The organism is Roseibium sp. R5, assembly GCF_055755305.1.
This window is the reverse complement of sequence record NZ_CM146910.1, coordinates 4,866,401-4,886,313: the sequence shown is the minus strand read 5'-3', so window position 1 is coordinate 4,886,313 and position 19,913 is coordinate 4,866,401. Positions and strand designations below refer to the sequence as shown.

At 57.7% G+C, this 19,913-nt stretch carries 19 protein-coding genes; 12 read left to right on the top strand and 7 right to left on the bottom strand.

The genetic code is table 11. The annotated features are described in order from the left end of the window. The first annotated feature begins 687 nt into the window (after positions 1-687). The 5 genes from AC0J4F_RS22935 (at position 688) to AC0J4F_RS22915 (ending at position 7,962) form a co-directional block, all read left to right on the top strand. The gene (locus tag AC0J4F_RS22935) at positions 688-1,569 is read left to right on the top strand and encodes a LysR substrate-binding domain-containing protein (protein WP_473024849.1); all 882 of its coding nucleotides are present in this window, start codon (positions 688-690) and stop codon (positions 1,567-1,569) included. A gap of 132 nt (positions 1,570-1,701) precedes the next feature. Continuing rightward, complete coding sequence (locus AC0J4F_RS22930; protein ID WP_447234668.1) at positions 1,702-2,712, top strand: ArsR/SmtB family transcription factor; 1,011 nt, start codon at positions 1,702-1,704, stop codon at positions 2,710-2,712. Position 2,713: 1 nt separating this feature from the next. Continuing rightward, the gene (gene metF, locus AC0J4F_RS22925; protein ID WP_209173062.1) at positions 2,714-3,625 is read left to right on the top strand and encodes a methylenetetrahydrofolate reductase [NAD(P)H]; all 912 of its coding nucleotides are present in this window, start codon (positions 2,714-2,716) and stop codon (positions 3,623-3,625) included. A gap of 230 nt (positions 3,626-3,855) precedes the next feature. Further along, the gene (gene metH / locus AC0J4F_RS22920) at positions 3,856-7,584 is read left to right on the top strand and encodes a methionine synthase (protein WP_133952999.1); all 3,729 of its coding nucleotides are present in this window, start codon (positions 3,856-3,858) and stop codon (positions 7,582-7,584) included. Positions 7,585-7,830: 246 nt separating this feature from the next. Beyond that, the gene (locus tag AC0J4F_RS22915) at positions 7,831-7,962 is read left to right on the top strand and encodes a hypothetical protein (protein ID WP_286182913.1); all 132 of its coding nucleotides are present in this window, start codon (positions 7,831-7,833) and stop codon (positions 7,960-7,962) included. Positions 7,963-8,113: 151 nt separating this feature from the next. Here the strand turns inward: AC0J4F_RS22915 and AC0J4F_RS22910 are convergent, their stop codons facing one another. Further along, positions 8,114-8,800 carry a winged helix-turn-helix domain-containing protein gene (locus AC0J4F_RS22910; protein ID WP_133952998.1) on the bottom strand — a complete coding sequence of 229 codons (687 nt, stop codon included), beginning with the start codon at positions 8,798-8,800 and terminating at the stop codon, positions 8,114-8,116. A 144-nt stretch (positions 8,801-8,944) separates the two neighbouring features. Between AC0J4F_RS22910 and AC0J4F_RS22905 the strand changes: the two genes are divergently transcribed. Genes AC0J4F_RS22905 through AC0J4F_RS22885 form a run of 5 tightly spaced genes read left to right on the top strand, consistent with a single transcriptional unit; the run spans position 8,945 to position 11,500 of the window. Beyond that, positions 8,945-9,289 carry an NIPSNAP family protein gene (locus AC0J4F_RS22905; RefSeq protein WP_133952997.1) on the top strand — a complete coding sequence of 115 codons (345 nt, stop codon included), beginning with the start codon at positions 8,945-8,947 and terminating at the stop codon, positions 9,287-9,289. Next, positions 9,286-9,642: an antibiotic biosynthesis monooxygenase family protein gene (locus AC0J4F_RS22900; RefSeq protein WP_133952996.1), complete on the top strand. Its 357-nt coding sequence runs from the start codon at positions 9,286-9,288 to the stop codon at positions 9,640-9,642. Before AC0J4F_RS22905 ends, AC0J4F_RS22900 begins: the two co-directional genes overlap by 4 nt. Then, positions 9,639-10,559 carry an EamA family transporter gene (locus AC0J4F_RS22895; RefSeq protein ID WP_133952995.1) on the top strand — a complete coding sequence of 307 codons (921 nt, stop codon included), beginning with the start codon at positions 9,639-9,641 and terminating at the stop codon, positions 10,557-10,559. Before AC0J4F_RS22900 ends, AC0J4F_RS22895 begins: the two co-directional genes overlap by 4 nt. Next, entirely contained in the window at positions 10,556-10,978 is a 423-nt protein-coding gene (locus tag AC0J4F_RS22890) for a (R)-mandelonitrile lyase (RefSeq protein WP_133952994.1), read from the top strand. Before AC0J4F_RS22895 ends, AC0J4F_RS22890 begins: the two co-directional genes overlap by 4 nt. 9 nt (positions 10,979-10,987) lie before the next feature. Further along, positions 10,988-11,500: a GNAT family N-acetyltransferase gene (locus tag AC0J4F_RS22885; protein WP_133952993.1), complete on the top strand. Its 513-nt coding sequence runs from the start codon at positions 10,988-10,990 to the stop codon at positions 11,498-11,500. Between the two features lie 169 nt (positions 11,501-11,669). On the opposite strand, the gene AC0J4F_RS22880 is transcribed toward AC0J4F_RS22885, so the two are convergent. The 6 genes from AC0J4F_RS22880 to AC0J4F_RS22855 all read right to left on the bottom strand — a co-directional run bounded on the left by AC0J4F_RS22880 (position 11,670) and on the right by AC0J4F_RS22855 (position 17,310). After that, positions 11,670-12,263: a DedA family protein gene (locus AC0J4F_RS22880; protein WP_473024848.1), complete on the bottom strand. Its 594-nt coding sequence runs from the start codon at positions 12,261-12,263 to the stop codon at positions 11,670-11,672. A gap of 75 nt (positions 12,264-12,338) precedes the next feature. Beyond that, entirely contained in the window at positions 12,339-13,160 is an 822-nt protein-coding gene (locus AC0J4F_RS22875; protein ID WP_133952992.1) for an ABC transporter permease, read from the bottom strand. After that, a complete protein-coding gene (locus AC0J4F_RS22870) occupies positions 13,153-13,920 on the bottom strand; it encodes an ABC transporter ATP-binding protein (protein ID WP_473024847.1) in 768 nt (255 codons plus the stop codon). The genes AC0J4F_RS22875 and AC0J4F_RS22870 overlap by 8 nt, the downstream gene beginning before the upstream one ends. 50 nt (positions 13,921-13,970) lie before the next feature. After that, complete coding sequence (locus tag AC0J4F_RS22865) at positions 13,971-14,993, bottom strand: ABC transporter substrate-binding protein (protein WP_133952990.1); 1,023 nt, start codon at positions 14,991-14,993, stop codon at positions 13,971-13,973. A gap of 152 nt (positions 14,994-15,145) precedes the next feature. Next, positions 15,146-16,585, bottom strand: a complete 1,440-nt coding sequence (locus AC0J4F_RS22860; protein WP_133952989.1) for an ATP-binding protein — start codon at positions 16,583-16,585, stop codon at positions 15,146-15,148. Continuing rightward, positions 16,582-17,310, bottom strand: coding sequence for a response regulator (locus AC0J4F_RS22855; RefSeq protein WP_133952988.1), 729 nt, complete (start codon positions 17,308-17,310; stop codon positions 16,582-16,584). Before AC0J4F_RS22855 ends, AC0J4F_RS22860 begins: the two co-directional genes overlap by 4 nt. Positions 17,311-17,546: 236 nt before the next feature. Here AC0J4F_RS22855 and AC0J4F_RS22850 point away from each other — a divergent pair, with 236 nt between their 5' ends. Next, on the top strand, positions 17,547-18,509 hold the full coding sequence (locus AC0J4F_RS22850; RefSeq protein ID WP_473024846.1) for an EF-hand domain-containing protein: 963 nt from the start codon (positions 17,547-17,549) through the stop codon (positions 18,507-18,509). Between the two features lie 295 nt (positions 18,510-18,804). Further along, positions 18,805-19,806 (top strand): hypothetical protein, encoded by a 1,002-nt coding sequence (locus AC0J4F_RS22845; RefSeq protein ID WP_473024845.1) that lies wholly within the window; start codon positions 18,805-18,807, stop codon positions 19,804-19,806. The last annotated feature ends 107 nt before the right edge of the window (positions 19,807-19,913 follow it).

The window sequence follows — 19,913 nt, the reverse complement described above, 5'->3', positions numbered from 1 at the left end:
GTTGTTGAACTCAGTGACGGGCAAGCGGAATAGAACCGTGCCTCCCAGTTTTGATGTTAGTGAATAATACTAATGCGAATTAAGTTGGACGCAACTGAATGCGCGCTTCTCGTGCTAAAGTACCAGAAACACGCATCGCGCGTGAGGGCGGGTGTAGCGAGCGACCAAAAGGATTTGCTGACGTCTTCGGCAGGCTTAACTGCTTGATAGGTTTCGGCGGAAACCAAGGCGCTTTGCAGGCATTTCAAATTGCACAATCTCAGCATTCGGCCGTGTATCATCTACACGTGTGAGCTCGGCCTTTAGAAACTTGCGTGAGCGCAACTGCGCGCGGGTAAGGCCAAGATCAGCCAAAACACTATCGGGTTCCTCCCGGAGCAAGTGTTGTCTCTCCGAGGCCAATTGCAGGAAGTGCTTTATTTTTGTGGTTTTGTCGCGCAACCACTTTGCCAAACGGTATTTGTGAGAAAATCTCTTAAGGCTATGGTTTTGACTGGGGAAGGAAATGACCCGCGCCGTTTGCGGCGTCGAGGCGGGTTTGAAAATGAGCTTTTGTGTCTTCACGGTATTTGTCCGGAATAAGAGCGGAATGATTTCACTATCACGAAAAAATATCGCCTGGTCGAAGGAGAAGTTATCAGTCTATTGTGAGAAAAAAGAACATATTTCGCGATGTGAGAGACTGAGATGAAACGGCTGCCACCCTTGAATGCCTTGCCAGCTTTGGAAGCGACGGCCCGGCTCGGATCCATGAGTGCCGCTGCAGATGAGCTTGGCCGGACCCATGGCGCGATCAGCAAGCAGCTCGCTCATCTGGCAGAGCAGGCGGGTGTCGCCTTGTTCCGGAAGGACGGGCAGGGGGTGGCCCTGACACCGGAAGGGGAAAAGTTTGCAAAGACGGTCGGTGGGTCGTTGCAGGAGATCGAAGCGGCTTGGCAGGGGCTCACGCAGCTTGCTGACAGTCCGACCCTCGACATCGGAATCAGCGCGACGTTTGCCATGCGCTGGTTGATGCCGCGCCTGCCGCGGTTCTATGAGAGGTATCCCGATGCACAGGTCAATTTCCGGATGACCGGGAAACACTGGCTGCCGGAAGAGCAGATGGATGCCATCCTGACCTGGGACCGTTTGCGCTGGCAGTTCGGAGGTCGGACGGACATTGAAATGCTGGGCGATGTCGCTTTCGGTATTGTGCATGCGCCCGGTCTCGGCGTTGACGTAAAGGAGCGCGTGCTGACGGTTAAAAACCGCTGCGTTCAGGAATTGCCCGGAGATGTGTGGGGCGCTTATCAGACGCTGGCCGGAGTTGAAGTCGTCTCGGAAGCGGCAACGGCTTACCCGCATACGTTTTTGGTGATTGAAGCCGCCTTAGCCGGTTTGGGAGCAGCTCTGGTGGAAAAGCGCATTGTGGCGGAGGAGCTGGCGGATGGCCGCCTTGTGGCCCCCTTTGGATTCACGCTGATCAAGGATGGTTTCGGTGCGATTGTTTCTCAACGAAAACGGCCGAAGCGTCTGGCGCGCGCCTTTCTGGGGTGGCTGCGTGAAGAGGCGGCAACAGCTGCGCAATAGCAGCCCTGTTAACTGATGATTTGCCAATATTGTCGCTCAGAGACAAGAGTGTGACGCATTTGGGTCGCTGGGCTTGCATCGTCGATGTGTTTCATATAAAGATATCTTTATATTGACATTGGCGGTGAGTAAATGACCGAGCGGAACACCCTATCTGTAGACGAGACCCTGGCCGCCTTGCGGGCAGTCGGGGAAGCAACGCGGATCCGTCTGATCGCTCTGCTGGCGCAAAACGAACTCACCGTGAAGGATGCCACTGCTATCCTTGGTCAGAGTCAGCCACGCATCTCCCGTCATTTGAAACTGCTTGCTGAAGCCGACGTCATCCAACGCTTCCCGGAAGGCTCTTGGGTCTACTACCGTCTGTCGGACGGCCCAGAGGGTGCGTTGGCGCGTGATGTCGTAGCCCGGATCTCTGATGAAGACGCCGTTCTAGCAGCTGATCAGGAGCGTTTTCAGGCCATCCGCAAAGCCAAGGCGGAAGAGGCTGCTGCCTTCTTTGCCGCGCGTGCGCTCACTTGGGACCGGGAGCGTTCTTTGCATGTGCTGGAGGCCGACGTCGAAGCGGCTATGCGCAATGCGCTTGGCGATGCACCGTTCCAGACATTCCTCGATCTTGGAACTGGCACGGGCCGTCTTCTGGAAGTCTTTTCTGATCAATATGTCTCAGCGCTTGGGGTCGACGCCTCCCATGACATGCTGGCCGTTGCGCGGGCGAACCTGTCAAAAGCAGGCCTGAACAACGCCCAGGTTCGCCATGGCGATGTCTACGCCCTGAATGTGCCGCCGAAATCCTTTGACGTGGTCGCAATCCACCAGGTGCTGCACTTCCTGGATGATCCGGCACGTGCGCTTGCAGAAGCTGCACGAGCTTTGCGCCCCGGCGGGCGCTTGCTGATTGTCGATTTTGCGCCGCATGAGCTTGAGTTTCTGCGGGACCAGCATGCCCACCGCCGCCTCGGCTTTGCCAGCGAGCAGATGGAGCGCTGGCTGGACGCGCTGGATCTCGATCTTGAAAAAACAACCGACCTCGTTCCCGGCGAGGCCGATGACAGCAAGCTGACCGTTACCCTTTGGTTGGCCCGCGATCGGCGGATCATCACCGACGTGCCTGCCCAGAATTCTTCCCGAGAGGTTGCCTGATATGACTGTTTTGTCATCCCGACTGTCCAGAGGTGCTACCCAGACACCGATTACCGCATCTTTCGAGTTTTTCCCCCCGAAGTCCGAGAAGATGGGTGAGACACTTTGGGAAACGGTCCAGCGCCTTGCGCCGCTTAACCCGTCTTTTGTGTCGGTCACCTATGGAGCGGGTGGATCGACCCGCGAGCGGACCCACAAGACGGTCGAGCGCATCTTGAACGAAACCGATCTCGCACCGGCGGCACACTTGACTTGTGTCGGCTCTCCGAAAGCGGAAGTCGATGCGATTGTTAAAGACTATTGGGATCTTGGTGTGCGCCACCTTGTGGCTCTTCGCGGTGATCCGCTTGCGGGCATCGGCGCGGTTTACGAGCCGCATCCGGAGGGGTATGCCTACGCGACCGATCTGGTTGAAGGCATCAAGAAGATCGCCAATTTCGATGTTTCGGTATCCGGCTACCCGGAAAAACATCCCGAGAGTGGCAGCTGGCAGAAAGAAATCGACAATCTGAAGCGCAAGGTTGATGCCGGTGCGGACCGGATCATCACCCAGTACTTCTTCGACAACGATCTGTTCGATGATTACCTGGACCGCATTGCGGCGGCGGGTATCAATATCCCGGTGATCCCCGGCATTCTGCCGATCCATAATTTCGAGCAGACCATGGTGTTCTCCGCAAAATGCGGCACCTCGATCCCCGAATGGGTCGCGCGGCGCTTTGCCGGTCTGCAAAACGATCCGGAAACCCGCAAGCTCGTCGGTGTTGCCATCGCTTGTGAGCAGGTGATGGACCTGGTGGATCGCGGCCTGACGGACTTCCATTTCTACACGATGAACCGTGCCGATCTGACATACGCGATCTGCCACATGCTCGGCATGGGGCAGCAAGGCACCGAGAAAGTGGCGGCCTAAAACAAATCCTTAGGCTGCCATCCCGGCGTTGCGCCGGAACAGCATGAGTTTGAGATATGAGGGCCCCGGATCAGGTCCGGGGTGGCATTAGTATAACGACTGTCCCGGTCTTGAACCGGGACCTCACGAGTTTGGAATAACGCGGCCCGGAGCTAGTCCGGTGCGGCAATGTCAAAAAAAAGCCGTCCCGGCCTCAAGCCGGGATCATGGCCAAGAGGTAGGAAATCCCCGTGACCAAGTCTGACGCCTTCGCGCGCCTTCAGGAGATCGCAAAATCCCGCATCCTCGTGCTGGACGGAGCTATGGGGACTGAAATCCAGTTGCTCAAATTGGACGAGGCAGCCTATCGCGGTGAGCGTTTCAAGGACTGGCCGTCGGACGTCAAGGGCAACAACGATCTCCTCAGCCTGACAATGCCGGACGCCATCCGTCAGATCCATGTCGACTATCTGGAAGCGGGCGCGGACATCGTCGAGACAAATACGTTTTCCTCCACGACCATTGCCCAGGCCGATTACGGCATGGAGGACCTTGCCTATGAGCTGAACCTGGAAAGCGCCCGTTTGGCGCGAGAAGCCTGCGATCAGGTAACAGCTCAAGATCCGTCCCGGCCCCGCTATGTTGCTGGAGCGCTTGGGCCGACCAACCGGACTGCATCGATCTCACCGGATGTAAACAATCCCGGCTACCGGGCCGTCAGCTTTGATGATCTCCGGATCGCCTATGCTGAGGCCGTGCGCGGTCTGATCGAAGGTGGTGCGGATATTCTTCTCGTTGAAACCATCTTCGACACGCTGAATGCCAAGGCTGCGCTGTTTGCCATTGAAGAAGTGTTCGAGGAAATCGGCAGGGAATTGCCGGTGATGATTTCCGGCACGATCACCGATCTCTCCGGCCGGACCTTGTCCGGTCAGACACCGGAAGCTTTCTGGAACTCCGTGCGCCACACCAATCCGCTGACCATCGGCCTCAACTGCGCCCTCGGCGCAAAGGAGATGCGGGCGCATGTCGATGAGCTTGGCCGCGTCGCCGATACGCTCGTCTGTGCCTATCCGAACGCGGGTCTGCCGAACGAATTTGGCGAATATGATGAAAGCCCGGAGCATATGGCCGGCCTCATCGAGGAGTTCGCCTCCGCCGGTCTCGTCAACATGGTCGGTGGGTGCTGCGGCACCACGCCTGCGCACATCAAGGCGATTGCCGAGGCGGTCAAGGACAAGGCTCCGCGGAAGATCCCGGATGTTGCCCGGTTCATGCGGTTGTCGGGTCTCGAGCCGTTCACGCTGACGCCGGAAGTCAATTTTGTGAACGTCGGCGAGCGGACGAACGTCACCGGCTCAGCCCGGTTCCGCAAACTGATCAAGGAAGGCGACTACGCCACCGCGCTCGACGTCGCCCGCCAACAGGTTGAGAACGGCGCCCAGATCATCGACATCAACATGGACGAGGGGCTTCTGGATTCCGAAGAAGCCATGGTCACCTTCCTCAATCTTGTGGCAGCTGAACCCGATATCGCCAAAGTGCCGGTGATGATCGACAGCTCCAAGTGGACGGTTATCGAAGCCGGACTGAAATGCATCCAGGGCAAAGGCGTGGTCAACTCGATCTCCCTGAAAGAGGGCGAAGAGGCGTTCCTGGAGCAAGCCAAGCTGATCCGGCGCTACGGCGCGGCTGTTGTCGTCATGGCCTTTGACGAACAGGGCCAGGCGGACACTTTTAAACGCAAGACCGAGATCTGCGCGCGCTCTTACAAGGTTCTGACTGAAAAGGCAGGATTTGCACCGGAAGACATCATCTTTGATCCGAACATCTTCGCTGTCGCGACAGGGATCGAGGAGCACGACAACTACGGTGTCGACTTCATCGAGGCAACCGGCTGGATTCGCGAGAATCTTCCGCATGCCCATGTGTCGGGCGGTGTCTCCAATCTGTCCTTCTCTTTCCGCGGCAATGAAGCTGTGCGCGAGGCGATGCACTCCGTGTTCCTCTATCACTGCATCAAACGCGGAATGGACATGGGCATCGTCAACGCCGGTCAGCTGGCGGTCTATAACGATCTCGATGCCGAACTGCGCGAGCTGTGCGAAGACGTTGTTCTGAACCGCCGGTCTGATGCGACGGACCGCATGTTGGACGCGGCCGAGCGCTGGAAAGGCGAGGGTGGCAAAAAGAAGGAAGCCGATCTCACCTGGCGGACCTGGGGCGTCGCCAAACGCCTGGAGCACGCGCTGGTTCACGGCATTGACGACTATGTGGTGGAGGATACCGAGGAAGCCCGTCAAAGCTTCGACCGTCCGCTGCATGTGATCGAAGGTCCGCTGATGGACGGCATGAACGTGGTTGGCGATCTCTTCGGATCTGGTCAGATGTTCCTGCCGCAGGTGGTCAAATCCGCCCGCGTTATGAAAAAGGCCGTCGCCTATCTGATGCCGTTCATGGAGAAGGAAAAGGAAGAGCAGGGTCTCACCGGTCATTCCTCTCAGGGCAAGATCCTGATGGCAACGGTGAAGGGCGATGTCCATGACATCGGCAAGAACATTGTCGGCGTGGTCCTTCAGTGCAACAACTTCGAGGTCATCGACCTCGGGGTCATGGTGCCGGCTGCGAAGATCTTGGAGACGGCCAAGCAGGAAAAGGTCGACATCATCGGTCTCAGCGGTCTGATCACGCCGTCGTTGGATGAAATGTGCCATGTCGCAGCTGAAATGGAGCGCGAAGGTCTGGATATACCGCTGCTGATCGGCGGGGCCACCACGTCAAAAATCCACACGGCAGTGAAGATCCATCCCAATTACGCAAAGGGGCAGGCGATCTATGTGACCGATGCGGGCCGAGCGGTTGGTGTTGCTTCCAAGCTGATGAGTGAGGGGGGACGTGCGCCATACTATGGCGAGGTTCGCACGGAGTATGCGGATATTGCCGAAAAGCATGCCGCTGGCCGGGGAGCCGCCCGCCGGATCCAGTTGGCAGATGCCCGAGCAAATGCCTTTAAGGTTGATTTTGAAGATAAGGCGCCCGTCAGACCGAACCAGTTGGGAACAACGGTGTTTGACGACTTCCCGCTGGAAGAACTGGTGCCGGTGATTGACTGGACACCGTTCTTTGCGACTTGGGAAATCAAAGGCCGCTACCCGCAGGTTCTGACCGATGACCGCTATGGTGTTGCAGCCACGGCGCTTTTTGATGACGCCCGGCGGATGCTGGACGAGATCGTCGAAAAGAACCTTCTGACAGCGCGCGGTGTTGCGAAGCTGTGGCCGGCAAATGCGGTTGGCGACGACATTCTCGTTTACACAGGTGAAAACCGCGGCGAAGTCGCGGCGACCTTCCACACACTCCGCCAGCAAATGGCCCGCACGTCCGGTGGCCGGGCCAATGTCGCCATGAGCGATTTCGTGGCGCCACTCGACAGCGGCATCAATGACTGGATCGGCGGATTTGCAGTGACGGCAGGTCATGGCGAGGACGAGCTTGCTGGCCGTTACGCCAAGCAGGGCGATGATTACAACAAAATCCTTTCCCAGGCGCTCGCGGATCGTCTTGCAGAAGCTTTTGCCGAGAAGCTGCACCAGATCGTCCGCAAGGATCTTTGGGGCTACGCGGCCGATGAAGCGTTGTCCAGTGAAGAGCTGATTGCAGAGAAGTATCAGGGCATCCGTCCGGCACCGGGCTATCCGGCACAGCCGGACCACACGGAGAAGGACACGCTCTTCCGTTTGCTTGATGCGGAGAAGCTGACGGGCATTCAACTCACCGAAAGCCGGGCCATGTTGCCGGGATCCTCCGTCTCCGGCCTCTATTTTGCACATCCCGACAGCCACTATTTCGGTGTCGGGAAGATCGAAAAGGATCAAGTCGTGGATTACGCAAGGAGAAAAGGCTGGGATGTCGAGTATGCTGAGCGCTGGCTCGCTCCAATCCTCAATTATGATCCGGCGCAGCTACAAGCCGCGGAATAGATCACCTCTTTCAATCTGTTATGCATTGAGCGATTCCCGCGGCCTGTCCGCGGGATTTTTTTCGATGGTTAGTGATAAGTTGGCTAACAATTTGCGTTCGCCATGCTGGATCAGCTTTACGTCGGGAAGTTAAAGGAAATTTCATAAAAAATGCACAATGTGCGCCTTGAAAAGGTGCACGTGGTGCGCTAAATTTGTTTCCATAATAAAAGAACCCCACCCGGTTTCCGGGGAAAGGAGATAACAATGATTGTGCAAGTCGCTAAGACACTTCTGGTCAACCATCGTCAGGACTACAACCGTGACCGTTTGCCGTGGCTGCCCGCACGGCTCTACCGGTCATTGCGTGAAGCCCGTCAGGGCCGCAAGGCGAGCTGAGACAGCTCTTTAGTGGCCCCGTACCGCATCCGGCCCAAGCGGAAAAACAAACAAAATACTTCGGATAATTTGAAACACTGAAAACCCGGCCTCGGCCGGGTTTTGTTTTGGTCAGGCCGAACAAGAGCCTGGATATGGAGGCGGCCTCCAATCAAACTGGAAACAAGGCCCTGAGTTCAGTCTCTCCCTTCGGAGATATATGAACCACGCGGCTGTCAGGTTCGCGACGGAGCCATTTGTTTTGCTGAAAGCGGGACAAAAGGGCAGCTCCCACCGCACCGGCCAGATGATTGCGCCGTTCGCTCCAGTCGAGACAGGGGCGGCACAATGGTCTGCGAGCGGCCTTCAAAGGTGCAAGGTCAACGCCGATCGTCGCCAAAAAAGCCTCACCGGTCTCCGTCAAGGCAATCCCGCCGGCGTCAGTGGATGTGGTCAAATAGCCACGCGTTTCGAGACTGTCATAGATCCGGACTGCCATATCGCCGGCAAGATGATCATAACACACACGGGCTGTGCGCATGGCCGGATCACGCGGTCCGGTGCGGGTGCGCAAATGCCCCTTGTTTGCCGCAAGCCCCATCAAGGCCTCAAGGGTCGTGCCAACCTCCGGGCCTGCCAGAGTGAAATACCGGTGCCGGCCCTGTTTGGCCTGGGCGAGCAGCCCGCCTTCCATGAGTTTTTTAAGGTGAGAGCTGGCTGTCTGGCCGGTGATCCCGGCCTCAGCTGCCAGTTCTGTTGCAGTGAGCGCCTTGCCGCTCATCAGGGCTGACAGAATGTTGGCTCTGGCGGGGTCGCCAATGAGTGCGCCAATCCGTGCAATGTCCGGTCCGTCTTTCATGGTTCGATCTCCATCAAAGTGTGGCCGTAAGATTGGCATGTGGCGGCAGGGAGCGCCAGTCACAATGCTTCGATCCGCGTCGAAGCATTCGAAGCGGCAACTGTGGCACATCCACGATCGGCACAACGAAAGAGGACCGCCGCCATGATCACTTGCTTCATCCGCTATCACATCGATCCCACCAAAAAGGCTCAGTTCGAAGAATATGCACGCAACTGGGGACAGGCGATTCCCCGCTGTGGTGCAGACCTCATCGGGTATTTTTCTCCGCGTGAGGGCTCGACCACTCTGGCGTATGGCGTTTATTCCATTGAAAATTTGGCAGCCTACGAAGCATACCGGGCCCGGCTTTCCGCCGATCCGCTTGGACAAGAGAACTACGCCTTTGCCATGCGCGAAAAATTCATCTTGAGAGAAGACCGGACGTTCTTGAAACTAGCCTCAAAACCGCATGGCAAACTGATCGGGTTTGAGGGAGAACACCAATGATCGCAGTCATTTTCGAGGTCATACCGCATGAAGACAAGAAGCAGGATTACCTCGATATGGCCGCTGAAATGCGGCCCTTGGTCGAAGAAATCGACGGTTTCTTGTCGGTCGAGCGGTTTCAAAGCCTGACCAATCCGGAAAAGCTGCTCTCGCTGTCCGTCTTCAGAGATGAAGAGGCGCTCGATCAGTGGCGTCAGCTGACCCAGCACCGGAAGGCGCAATCGGTCGGCCGGAACAGCTATTTCGAGGACTACCGGCTCCGGGTGTCACATGTGCTGCGCGATTACGGTATGACGGAGCGGGCGGAAGCGCCGTCGGACAGCCGCGCCTTGCATGATCGGCAAGAGAGGTGACCGGGCTGAGACTGGAGTTCGGCCTACTGGGTCTGCTCGCGCTCCTTTGGGGTTCATCCTACATGTGGATCAGCCTTGCGCTCGACACCATTCCGCCACTGACGTTGATCACTTTCAGAGTTGGATTGGCGTCGCTGATATTGGTCGCAATCTTAAGTTTTCGCGGTTTGCGATTGCCGTCTGAGGCGCACACCTGGCGCGCACTCTTTATCCAATCCATCGTCAACAGCACAGGACCCTGGCTGCTTCTGGCCTGGGGACAGCAGTTCGTCGACAGCGCTGTCGCCAGTGTTCTGAACTCCACTTCTCCTCTGTTTGTCTTTTTCTTTTCCCTTTTCCTGATGTCCGGCAGTGACAGGCCAGCGGGGCAGCAGCTTCTCGGTGCCCTTGCCGGGATTGCGGGAATCGTTCTGATTGTCGGGACCGGAGCTTTGGAGAGTCTGGGCGGTGCTTTTGTGCCGCAAGTCGCGGTTCTCGCCGGCGCGGCACTCTACGGGATTGCCGCGATCCGGGGACGCCAGTTTGCCCATCTGCCGCCGCTGGTCACGGCTGCCGGGACGCTCATTTGCTCGACCCTGACGCTGCTGCCGCTCAGCCTGATGTTTGATCATCCCTGGACCTTGCAGATTTCGCCTCAAAGCCTTTGGGCCGCGGGAATTCTCAGCGTTTTCTGCACTGCGTTTGCGTTCCTCATTTATTTCCGTCTGATCAACACGATCGGGCCCATGGGAACGTCCAGTCAGGCCTATCTGCGCTCCGGAATTGGTGTTCTTCTGGGTATCGTCTTCTTGAACGAGACACTGGATCTGGAAACGTTTGTCGGGATTTGCCTTGCCATATTCGGTGTAGTTCTGATCAACTGGCGACGCCCAAAGAAGCAAGCATCGAGTAAAACGGCACAGGAGAGCTCCGGATGAGTGTGTTGACGGTTTATGAGGCGGGATCCCGGCCAACAAAACGGGCTAACCCGGACTATTTTACTGGAACCGTTTGGCAGGACCCGGTGATCGAGGCGCCCGCGCCGGCACGGGTTCAAGCGGTTAAGGTGACCTTTGAGCCAGGAGCCCGCACACATTGGCACACACATCCCCTCGGCCAGACCCTACAAATCCTGAGTGGCGCCGGCTTCGTGCATTTGTGGGGGCAGGAGAAGCTGTCGATCATGCCGGGCGACGTCATCTGGATCCCGCCAGGTGTCAAACACTGGCATGGCGCAGCCCGGCACGTTTCCATGGTGCATCTTGCGATCCACGAAGCCGAAAACGGGTCCGTCGCAGAGTGGCTGGAACCTGTCGATGAGGCCACTTACCGGGGAGATCTGGAAGCGCGGCGGTAAGGAGACTACATGGACGTTTTCATACGCAGACTGTCGGAAGCGGATGTCGCAACCTACAGGCAAATTCGGCTAGAGAGCTTGCAGCGGCATCCCGACTTGTTTGGGACCAGCTATGACGAAGAAGCAGCCCTGCCGGATGAAGTATTCGTGCAGCAACTGAGGACAAACTTAATCCTCGGCGGAGGAGCTGACGAACAACATATCACTGGAATTGTTGGTTTTATCGTCGGTGGGGCGGTGAAGGTCCGGCACAAGGGTATCCTCTGGGGACTTTATGTGCAGCCGGAAGCCCGCGGGTCTGGATTGGCAAAAGCGCTGGTCAATACGCTTATTGATGCGGTGAAGGATGAAGTTGAGCAAATCCAATTGTCTGTTGGTACGCATAACATCCCGGCGGCCAGACTGTATCAGGGGTTTGGGTTTGAACCCTATGGACTTGAAAACAGCGCCCTGAAGGTTGGGGAGCAGTCCTTTGACGAAGTTCTCATGGCCCTCGATCTGCGCAAATTGAAGCAGTCCTAAGTTCATCGACCCAAAAGCCGCCGCTCAAGAAACCTGAGGACTATTCTGGCGATTTCCCGAACGGGGAAAGGAGCGACATGTCCGCATGTCGCCCGTCGATGAGGCACTAGCCGGAGGGGCTGGAATCTCAACGTAAACGGGTCCGGTCTGCTGCGAAACTTAGCAGCCGTTAGTTCGCAGAGGCGAGGGGCGTCCGGCTCAATCGCCACCACGCAAGGCCGATCACCAGAACCATTGCAGCGAGCAACGCAACACTTACCAGTCCCCATCCGCCCTCGACGGCCGTTTGAACCTGCGCACCGAACACGTAGCCCGCACCGACCAAAACTCCTGTCCAGAGGGCTGCCGATGCAGCATTTAGAACGGTGAAGGATGGCCAGGGCATCGGCCCAAGTCCCATCGGCAAGGCTCCGATGGTGCGCATGCCTTTGGGATACCGGTACATGAAGACGTAAAGCGCTCCGTACCTGGTGACCAACGAGGTGGCCGTTGTAAATGCGCGTTGAAGACGGGGCCGGTGCGACAGGTCCGGTAGCCCGTAACGGCGGACCAGCCCGAACCGCAACTCATCGCCGAGATACCCGCCCATAAACGTGGCTGCTGCGACCGGGCCGACCTCAAGGGCACCCGTTTGAGCAGCAAACCCTGCGAACAATGGCAAAGCACCGCTCTTCAGCGCGCAGTAGCCGAAAAGCAGCACATAAACCAAAGGGCCGTAAGAGCTGATGAGGTCCAAGAGTTGTTCCAGAGAGATCTCCTGCACAGCAAGTTTCGTGATCGCAGACCACCAAAAATAGGTCGTCGTATGGCCGTGACCAGATCTGAAATGCCGACAGCTCTAGACCCGCCAAACCAAAAGCCTGCGTTCCATGAATCCGATGACCATGTTGAGGATCACGCCAAGCAGGGACAGGATCACGACGCCTGCAAAAAGACGGTCAAGGTCATAGAGCGATCCGGCCTGAAGCACATAGGCGCCAATGCCGTATTCTGCGCCCAGCATTTCTGCTGCCGTCAGCAAGATAATGGCAATCGCCAGGGATATGCGGAGACCTGACAGGATACCCGGCATGGCGCCCGGAAGAATGATTTTCCGCACTATCGACAGCCAGGAGAGGCCGAAACTCTGCCCCATTCGGATCAGCGTTCGATCGACGTTGTCGACGGCTCCATAGGTCGCCACGACGGTCGGCGTGAAGGTGCCAAAAGCGATCAGCGCGTATTTCGACCCCTCGTCGATGCCGAACCAGATGACAAACAAAGGCAAAAGGGCGATCTTCGGCACAGGAAACAGAGCCGCGATCAGAGGCACCAGCCCTGAGCGGACATAGCTAAACAATCCGATGAGAATGCCGGTTCCGATCCCGGCCGCGGCGCCCAGAAAGGCCCCAACCGCCAGCCGGGTCAGGGAGGGCGCCATATGTGCCGTGAACTGGCCCGACTGATAGAGTTCGACAAGAGTACCGAGTACGTCCGATGGTTTCGGAAGTGTCAGCGCTGAGATCCAGCCAGACTGCGTTCCCCATTCCAGAACCAGAATGAGCACAACAAAAACCGCGATGCCCGTCCAACGGCGCGGTTTCGGTGCAAAGCCGCCGCCGCGAAACCGAACGGTCTGGGCCGTGCCCTTGGTGCTTTCTGACAAAGAGGCATCAGCCATCGATCAATTCCGTATCGGCGGTCCGGGCTTCTTCCCTAAGAAGAGACCACAAGTGTTTCTGAGTTTTTTCCAGGTCCGTGTCACCCAGTTGTCGCTCTTCCAGAGGCTTGTCGAGTGTCACGATCTCGCGGATCTTGCCCGGTCTGCGCGACAAGACCACGATGGAATTCCCAAGACGTACGGCCTCTGCCAGATTGTGGGTGACATAGACGGAGGTAAAGGGTGTCCGCGTCCATAGTCCGACCAAGTCGTCCATCAACAGTTCGCGGGTCTGGCTGTCGAGGGCAGACAAGGGTTCGTCCATCAGCATGACCGCTGGTCGGACTGCCAAGGCTCTTGCAATTGCAACACGTTGTTTCATGCCGCCGGAAAGCTGCTTGGGCAGGGCCTTTTCGAAGCCGGTGAGATTGGTCCGCACGAGGACATCGGAAATGATCTCCCCCGATTCCGAACCCTTGATGCCATGGTCTTCCAGAACCAGCGATATGTTGCCCTCAACGGTTCGCCAGGGAAGTAGCGCAAAATCCTGAAACACATACGTCAGCGGATTGAGACTTCCTGGCGGTGGCGATCCGACTTGAACAACGCGGCCCTTGGTCGGTTGTTCCAACCCCCCTATGAATCGCAAAAGCGTGGATTTTCCGCAGCCGGACGGGCCGACAATGCACACGATATGGCCGCTGGGGACGTCGAGCGTGATGTCTTCGAGCACGGTGACAGTGTCATAAGCGTGCCCGACGCCCTCAAGACGTAGGTCCATGAGTTACTCCGAGAAGTGCGGGCGCTTGGCGCCCGCCTTCATGCATTTGATCAGGATTTCAGGATCTCGACATAGGACGGATCGACCAGTGTATCCAGCGTCACGTCCTTGGACACAAGATCCTCGGACTGGAACCAGGCCAGCTGGTTTTCGATCGATGTGACGTTCAGGGCTGCCCCTTCGTTGAGGTACATCGCGCCATTGATGATCGACGGAGCTGCCTTTTCCCGCGGACGGTCTGTGTAGACATACTTGTGAATGAGATCGACCATTTCGTTCACACCGGCGTCGCCGTTGGTTTTCGAAACAAGATCAGCATCATAATCGGCAACGCCTCTTGAGAAAGCCGTCAGGAAGTCCGTTGTCATGCCTTTTTCATCTTCAGCGTTCTTGGTCGACGTGAAGACCGTGGTGACCTGGTAGTCCGGGATGTAATCAACGACATTACCGATGATGTGAACCGCGCCGGAGCCAGAGAGCGGCTTGGCGATATGCGGAACAATGGACCAGGCATCGATCTGGCCGGACTTCAGGGCGCCGATGATCGCACCGACCTTTTGCAATGGCTTGAACTTGAGGTCTACACCTTCTTTCGAAGCAATCGTGGAGCCCATGTAGTGGAAGGACGAGCCGGCCGTCGTGATGCCGAACGTCTTGCCGCCGAGATCGGCTGGGGATTTCAGACCGCCTTGGAAAGCTGCGTCGGAGGCGAGGATCTTCTGCCCGTCGACACCTTTCTTTTCAGACAAGGCTCCGCCGATCACCTTGATCGCGCCTTTGTCCGCAAGCGAAATCAGGCCGCCAGAAACGGCTGTCACCGCATAGTCGATGTCGCCGGAAGCAATGGCGACCGCCATCGGCTGGGCCGCCTGGAAGAATTTGAATTCAACGTCGAGACCGGCATCTGCAAAATAGCCGCGCTCATAGGCAACAAAGCTGCCCGAATGCGATGTGAAGCGCAGCGCGCCGACCTTGATCTTTTTGTTGCTGGCAATTGCAGGGGCGCTCAGCGTGGTGGATGCTGCAGCAGCACCAAGCAGCGTTAGAGCCTTGCGGCGGTTCATCGAGATCATGGTGTCCTCCCTTTGGTATTAACCTCCGGCCATAAAGACATAAAGGAGGCGTTTTGAAAAACGCCCGGCCGGAAAATCATCAGCTTTATCAATTGTTGGACAAAATGCTTAGCACGCAGCCGTGCCGTCGGCCAGACCGTGAAAGACGCAGATCAGTTCCCTTTTGGGAGGCGGACTTCTACCCTCAAGCCAGTGCCAGCCACATTGGAAAGCGTGATCGTGCCGCCATGGGCGTGGATGATTGATCGCGCGATCGCAAGGCCAAGACCGATGCCACCGGTTTCTTCGTTGCGGCTTTCTTCAAGGCGCACAAAAGGTTCAAAGACATCTGCCAGACGGTCTTCCGGGATGCCGGGGCCTTGATCAAAGATCTCGACGATCACATCAGCCTCCAGCGCCTTTGCCGTAATCTTGACCGAACCGCCGTAGCGGATGCCGTTTTCTATGAGATTGCGGAAGGCGCGCTTCAAGGAAAGAGGACGGCACGACAGGACAATCCGTTCCTCCACATCAACTTCGCAGGCATGGCCGAGGTCTTGCTGGTCGTCCGCCAGGCTCTCCAGCAAAGCGCCCAGGTCCGCCTGCTCGGCGGGCTCCTGACTTGCATCGTCTTTGGCGAACCTGAGCGCTGCCTCGGCCATGGCTGCCATGTCGTCGAGGGTCTCGATCATCTTTGTCCGGTTTTCCTCATCGTCGATAAACTCCGCCCGAAGGCGCAATGAGGTGATCGGTGTTCTTAGGTCATGGCTGATTGCCGCCAGCATCCGGGTGCGGTCGCGCACAAACCGGATCAGGCGCTCCTGCATCTCGTTGAAGGCGGACGTTACGGCGCGGACTTCGCTCGGACCGGTCTCCGGCAAACTGTCGACATCTTCGCCGCGCCCGAGCCGGCCGGCGGCATCTGCAAGACCCCGCAAGGGGCGGGTGACCCGGCGCACGGCAAAGGCAACGATGCCGATGATCGCCAATCCCATAAGTGAAAGCTGGACAACCAGGGGGATGAAGGCGCCGGGCGGCGGCCGGTAGCTTGTGGCCATGTTCAGCCAAGTGCCATCGTTCAGCTGGATGGAAAGGGACAGATCCTCCGGCTTGTTCATGACCCGTTTCAGGTGCCGTGGCCGCTCGGACTTAGGCACGTCGCGCCAGCTTTCCTTGCCGTCATCACCCCGGTTGCGCCAGGACGGGCCGCGTTTCTCATCAGAATGAAGGTTGATGTGGATTGTCCGCTCAGACCCGAGTTGCCGCGCCGCGTAGTTTTGCACACGCTGTTCGAACCGGCTTTTGCCCGGCTCCTTTGCAAGTGGTACTTCGCCGGTCCAGAACGCGACATAGCGGGTGCTGCTGGCTTCCAAAACCCTGCTGTGCAGGTAAGGCGGTGTTTCTTCCAGGAGCTCTGCGATAGAGACCGCACGGGCCAGGATGCTGTCGCGGGCAAGGGCAACAAGGGCAATCCGGCGCTCGTCGTGGAAAATGTAAATCGAGATCGCCTGAACGACTACAATTGCCGCCAGCAGAAGCAGGATGAGCTGGGATGCCAAGTTGCGCGGCCATAAACGCCGGAAAACTGAGGAGCGGGGAGATGATGCGTTCATTCCACCTGCTCTTTCACATCGGCCGTAAACATGTAACCGCCGCCCCAGACGGTTTTGATCAGCTTGGGATCTTTCGGATCCTCTTCAATTTTCCGGCGCAAACGCGAGACCTGATTGTCGATGGACCGATCGAAGACGGCCGGCGTGCGCCCTGTGGTAAGGTCCATCAGCTGATCGCGGTTCAGGACCATTTTCGGCCGTTTCAAAAAAGCGCAGAGCAGTTGGAATTCACCGCTGGAAAGCGCGACCGCGATGCCGTCCGGATCCGTCAACTCCCGGCGGGTCACATTGAGGGCCCAGCCGTCGAAATGCATCCGGTCCTGTTCGATCGGGTCGCGGTCCTTTGGCACCAGCGATGTCCGTCGTAGTACAGCCCGGATGCGAGCAAGCAATTCGCGTGGATTGAAAGGTTTGGTGACATAATCATCGGCGCCGATTTCCAGACCGATCACCCGGTCCGTATCATCGGCCATGGCGGTTAGAAGGATCACCGGCATGGCGCCCGTTTCGACAAGATGACGGCACAGCGACAGCCCATCTTCGCCCGGCATCATGATGTCGAGAACCACAAGATCAATGGACGCGGCCTTCAGCGCCTTGCGGGCGGCGGCGGCATTTTCGCAAGCCGTCGCGCGCAGACCGTTCTTCACCAGATACCGGGCGAGGGTCTCGCGGATATCACGGTGGTCATCGACGACAAGAATGTGTGGGCTCGGATCGCTCACCTTTATCTCCACTCGGTCGCGGTGCAAGGTACCGTTTCAGCACAAGCATTTGCGAACTGCGTTGTATCTAAAGGAAAAGTAATAACAACCCGGCCCCCGTGCGAGCAGAGTTTGTAACAAACTGTATCATCGGCCTGTCCCGTGACAGGTTGCGACACTTGACCGGGTTTTTGCAGGTAATCCTGCGACAATTGCCACCTACCTTGAGCTCATCAACGAACCAAGGAGTTGTTGGAATGAAACCGTTCAAGACGATTGCAATCGCTGCCCTGGCCGCAAGTGTTGCCGGCACCGCACTCACCGCGGGCCTGCCCGCCTATGCCCAGTCCGGCGCGGCAAACGCGGGCGGGGGGCAAAACAACCCGGCAACAGCCGAGCAGAGCTTGGCGCATATGAGTGAACGCGGCGGATATGAGTATGGTCATGGTCCGCGCGGCGGCCGCCGTATGGCCAACCGGATTTTCGAGCGCTTCGACGTCGATAAAGATGGCGCCATCACCCAAGCTGAAATCGAGGAAGTCCGCACGGCCGATTTTGCGGCAGCGGACACCAACGGAGACGGCGAGATCAGCCTGGAAGAGTTCAAGGCTGCTTTCGTGGAGCGCTCCAATGATCGCATGGTTCGCGTCTTCCAGCGTCTCGACCGGGATGGTGACGGCATTGTGACCCAGGCCGAGGCGGATCGCGCAGCCAACCGGATGTTCAACCGGCTGGACCGGGATGGCAACGGTGTCGTTGAGAAGGTGCGCGGCGGCAAACGCGGTCATGACGGCGGCGGCAAGAAGGCCGAAGCCGGTAAGCGCGGCGAGCATGGCAAGCGCCATGCCCATGGAGGCCGCGGTGGCCCGGCCGGGATGTTCATGGCGGTCTTTGACACAGATGGCACCGGCTCTGTGACCCGTGAGGAGTTTGACGCCAAACGTGCGGAACTGTTCGCTCTAGCCGACACCAACGGCAGCGGCTCTTTCACCCTAGAGGACTTTGGGCCGCTGTGGCTGGCCATGAATGATGCCCGCATCGTCAACATGTTCCAGCGCGCAGATGCTGATGGCAGCCTGGGCATAACGACGGAAGAGCAGGAACAGGCCTTGTCGAAGATGCTGAACCGGGTGGACCGGAACGGCGATGGTGTGATCACCAAATCCGACTTCAAACGCAGTCACAAGGGCAAGCACGGCAGGCACCGCGACCGGAGCTAAGCCTCAAGAAACAGCTTCCAGGAGCGTTTCCAGGCGAAGTGGAGACCGGTTCGCCGTCCGGAAGCGCTTGAAAACAACAGCTGAGTGCATATCGCGTGAGTTAGCGAAACCGGGATATGCGCGAGCCCGCCTCTTAGGAAGCTGACCGGGTCCAATCCCCCCCGTCCCTGGAACCCGGATACAGAGAGGGAGCCGCCCGCGCGGCTCCCTTTTTTTGCCATCAAGCTGCACCTTGCGTAACTCTATCTTCAAGGTTGCTGGCAGATAGTGCGGTGCCAGATCGATGGGGGACACTATGGCAAAACCGGGCTTGGGTGAATTTCTGGACGTCAAGATTTCGGACGGTCAGTTTTCAGAAGATGATGTCATTACGGTGCGCCGGTACATCTATGGCGACATGCATGTCACGCTGGAAGAGGGCGCCGGTCTCTTCCGGCTGAACAATGCCGGTCTTGCGATGCCTCAAACCTGGTTCGAGCTGTTTCCTGAAGCGATCGGCGATATCCTCGTCCATCAGGCAAACCCTCAAGGGTACGTTTCTGATGAAAATGCCCACTGGTTGATCGGTGAGATCACTGCGAATGGCCATGTCTGCAGCCGCACGGAGCTTGATGCTGTGCTGCATGTCCTGGAAAAGGCGCGCCAGGCCCCCCGGTTCCTGGAACAGTTTGCTCTGAAGACTGTGGCCGATTCCGCCATTTCAGGGCAGGGGGCAACCCGCTCTGGGGCAACCTTGACCCCAGGCGTGATCCAAGATGCAGAAGTGGAGATCCTCCGGCGCGTTCTTTATGCTGGAGCAGGCTGTGGGGGCATCGCCATATCCAAGGCAGAAGCTGAAATCCTGTTTGATCTGAATGATGCCACCAGTGAATCCGATAACGCCCCGGCCTGGTCTGAGCTGTTTGCCAAGGCGGTTGCCAATTATCTGATGGCGCTGTCCGGTTTTGCGCCGCCGCCGAGGGAGGTTGCGCTGGCGCGCGAAGACTGGATCAACAGTCCCGGCGGCTTTGATGGCGGCATTTCCGGGTTTTTTAAATCCATGTTCGGCGGCGGTGTCAGCGGGGTTCGCGATGCTTATTCCAATCAACCGGATCCATTTGCTGCAAAAGGCGCTGCCATGACAGCCGAGATTGCGGTGAATGAAGTGGTGACCGAAGATGAAGCTCAATGGCTTGTCGATCGGATTGGCCGCGACGGTGTTCTTCACGAGAACGAGAAGGCTTTGCTGCGCTTTATCCAGCAAGAGAGCCCGGATATTCACCCGGCGCTCAAGCCGTTGATGGAGAAAGCCATGTAAAGCAAATCGCGTTTAAATTGATGCAGGTTTCGCAGTCAGTCTGCTTTGCCTCGTACGCGAAACTTGAAGCAGCCTGAATTCAATGAAACCGGACACGCTCCAAGTCC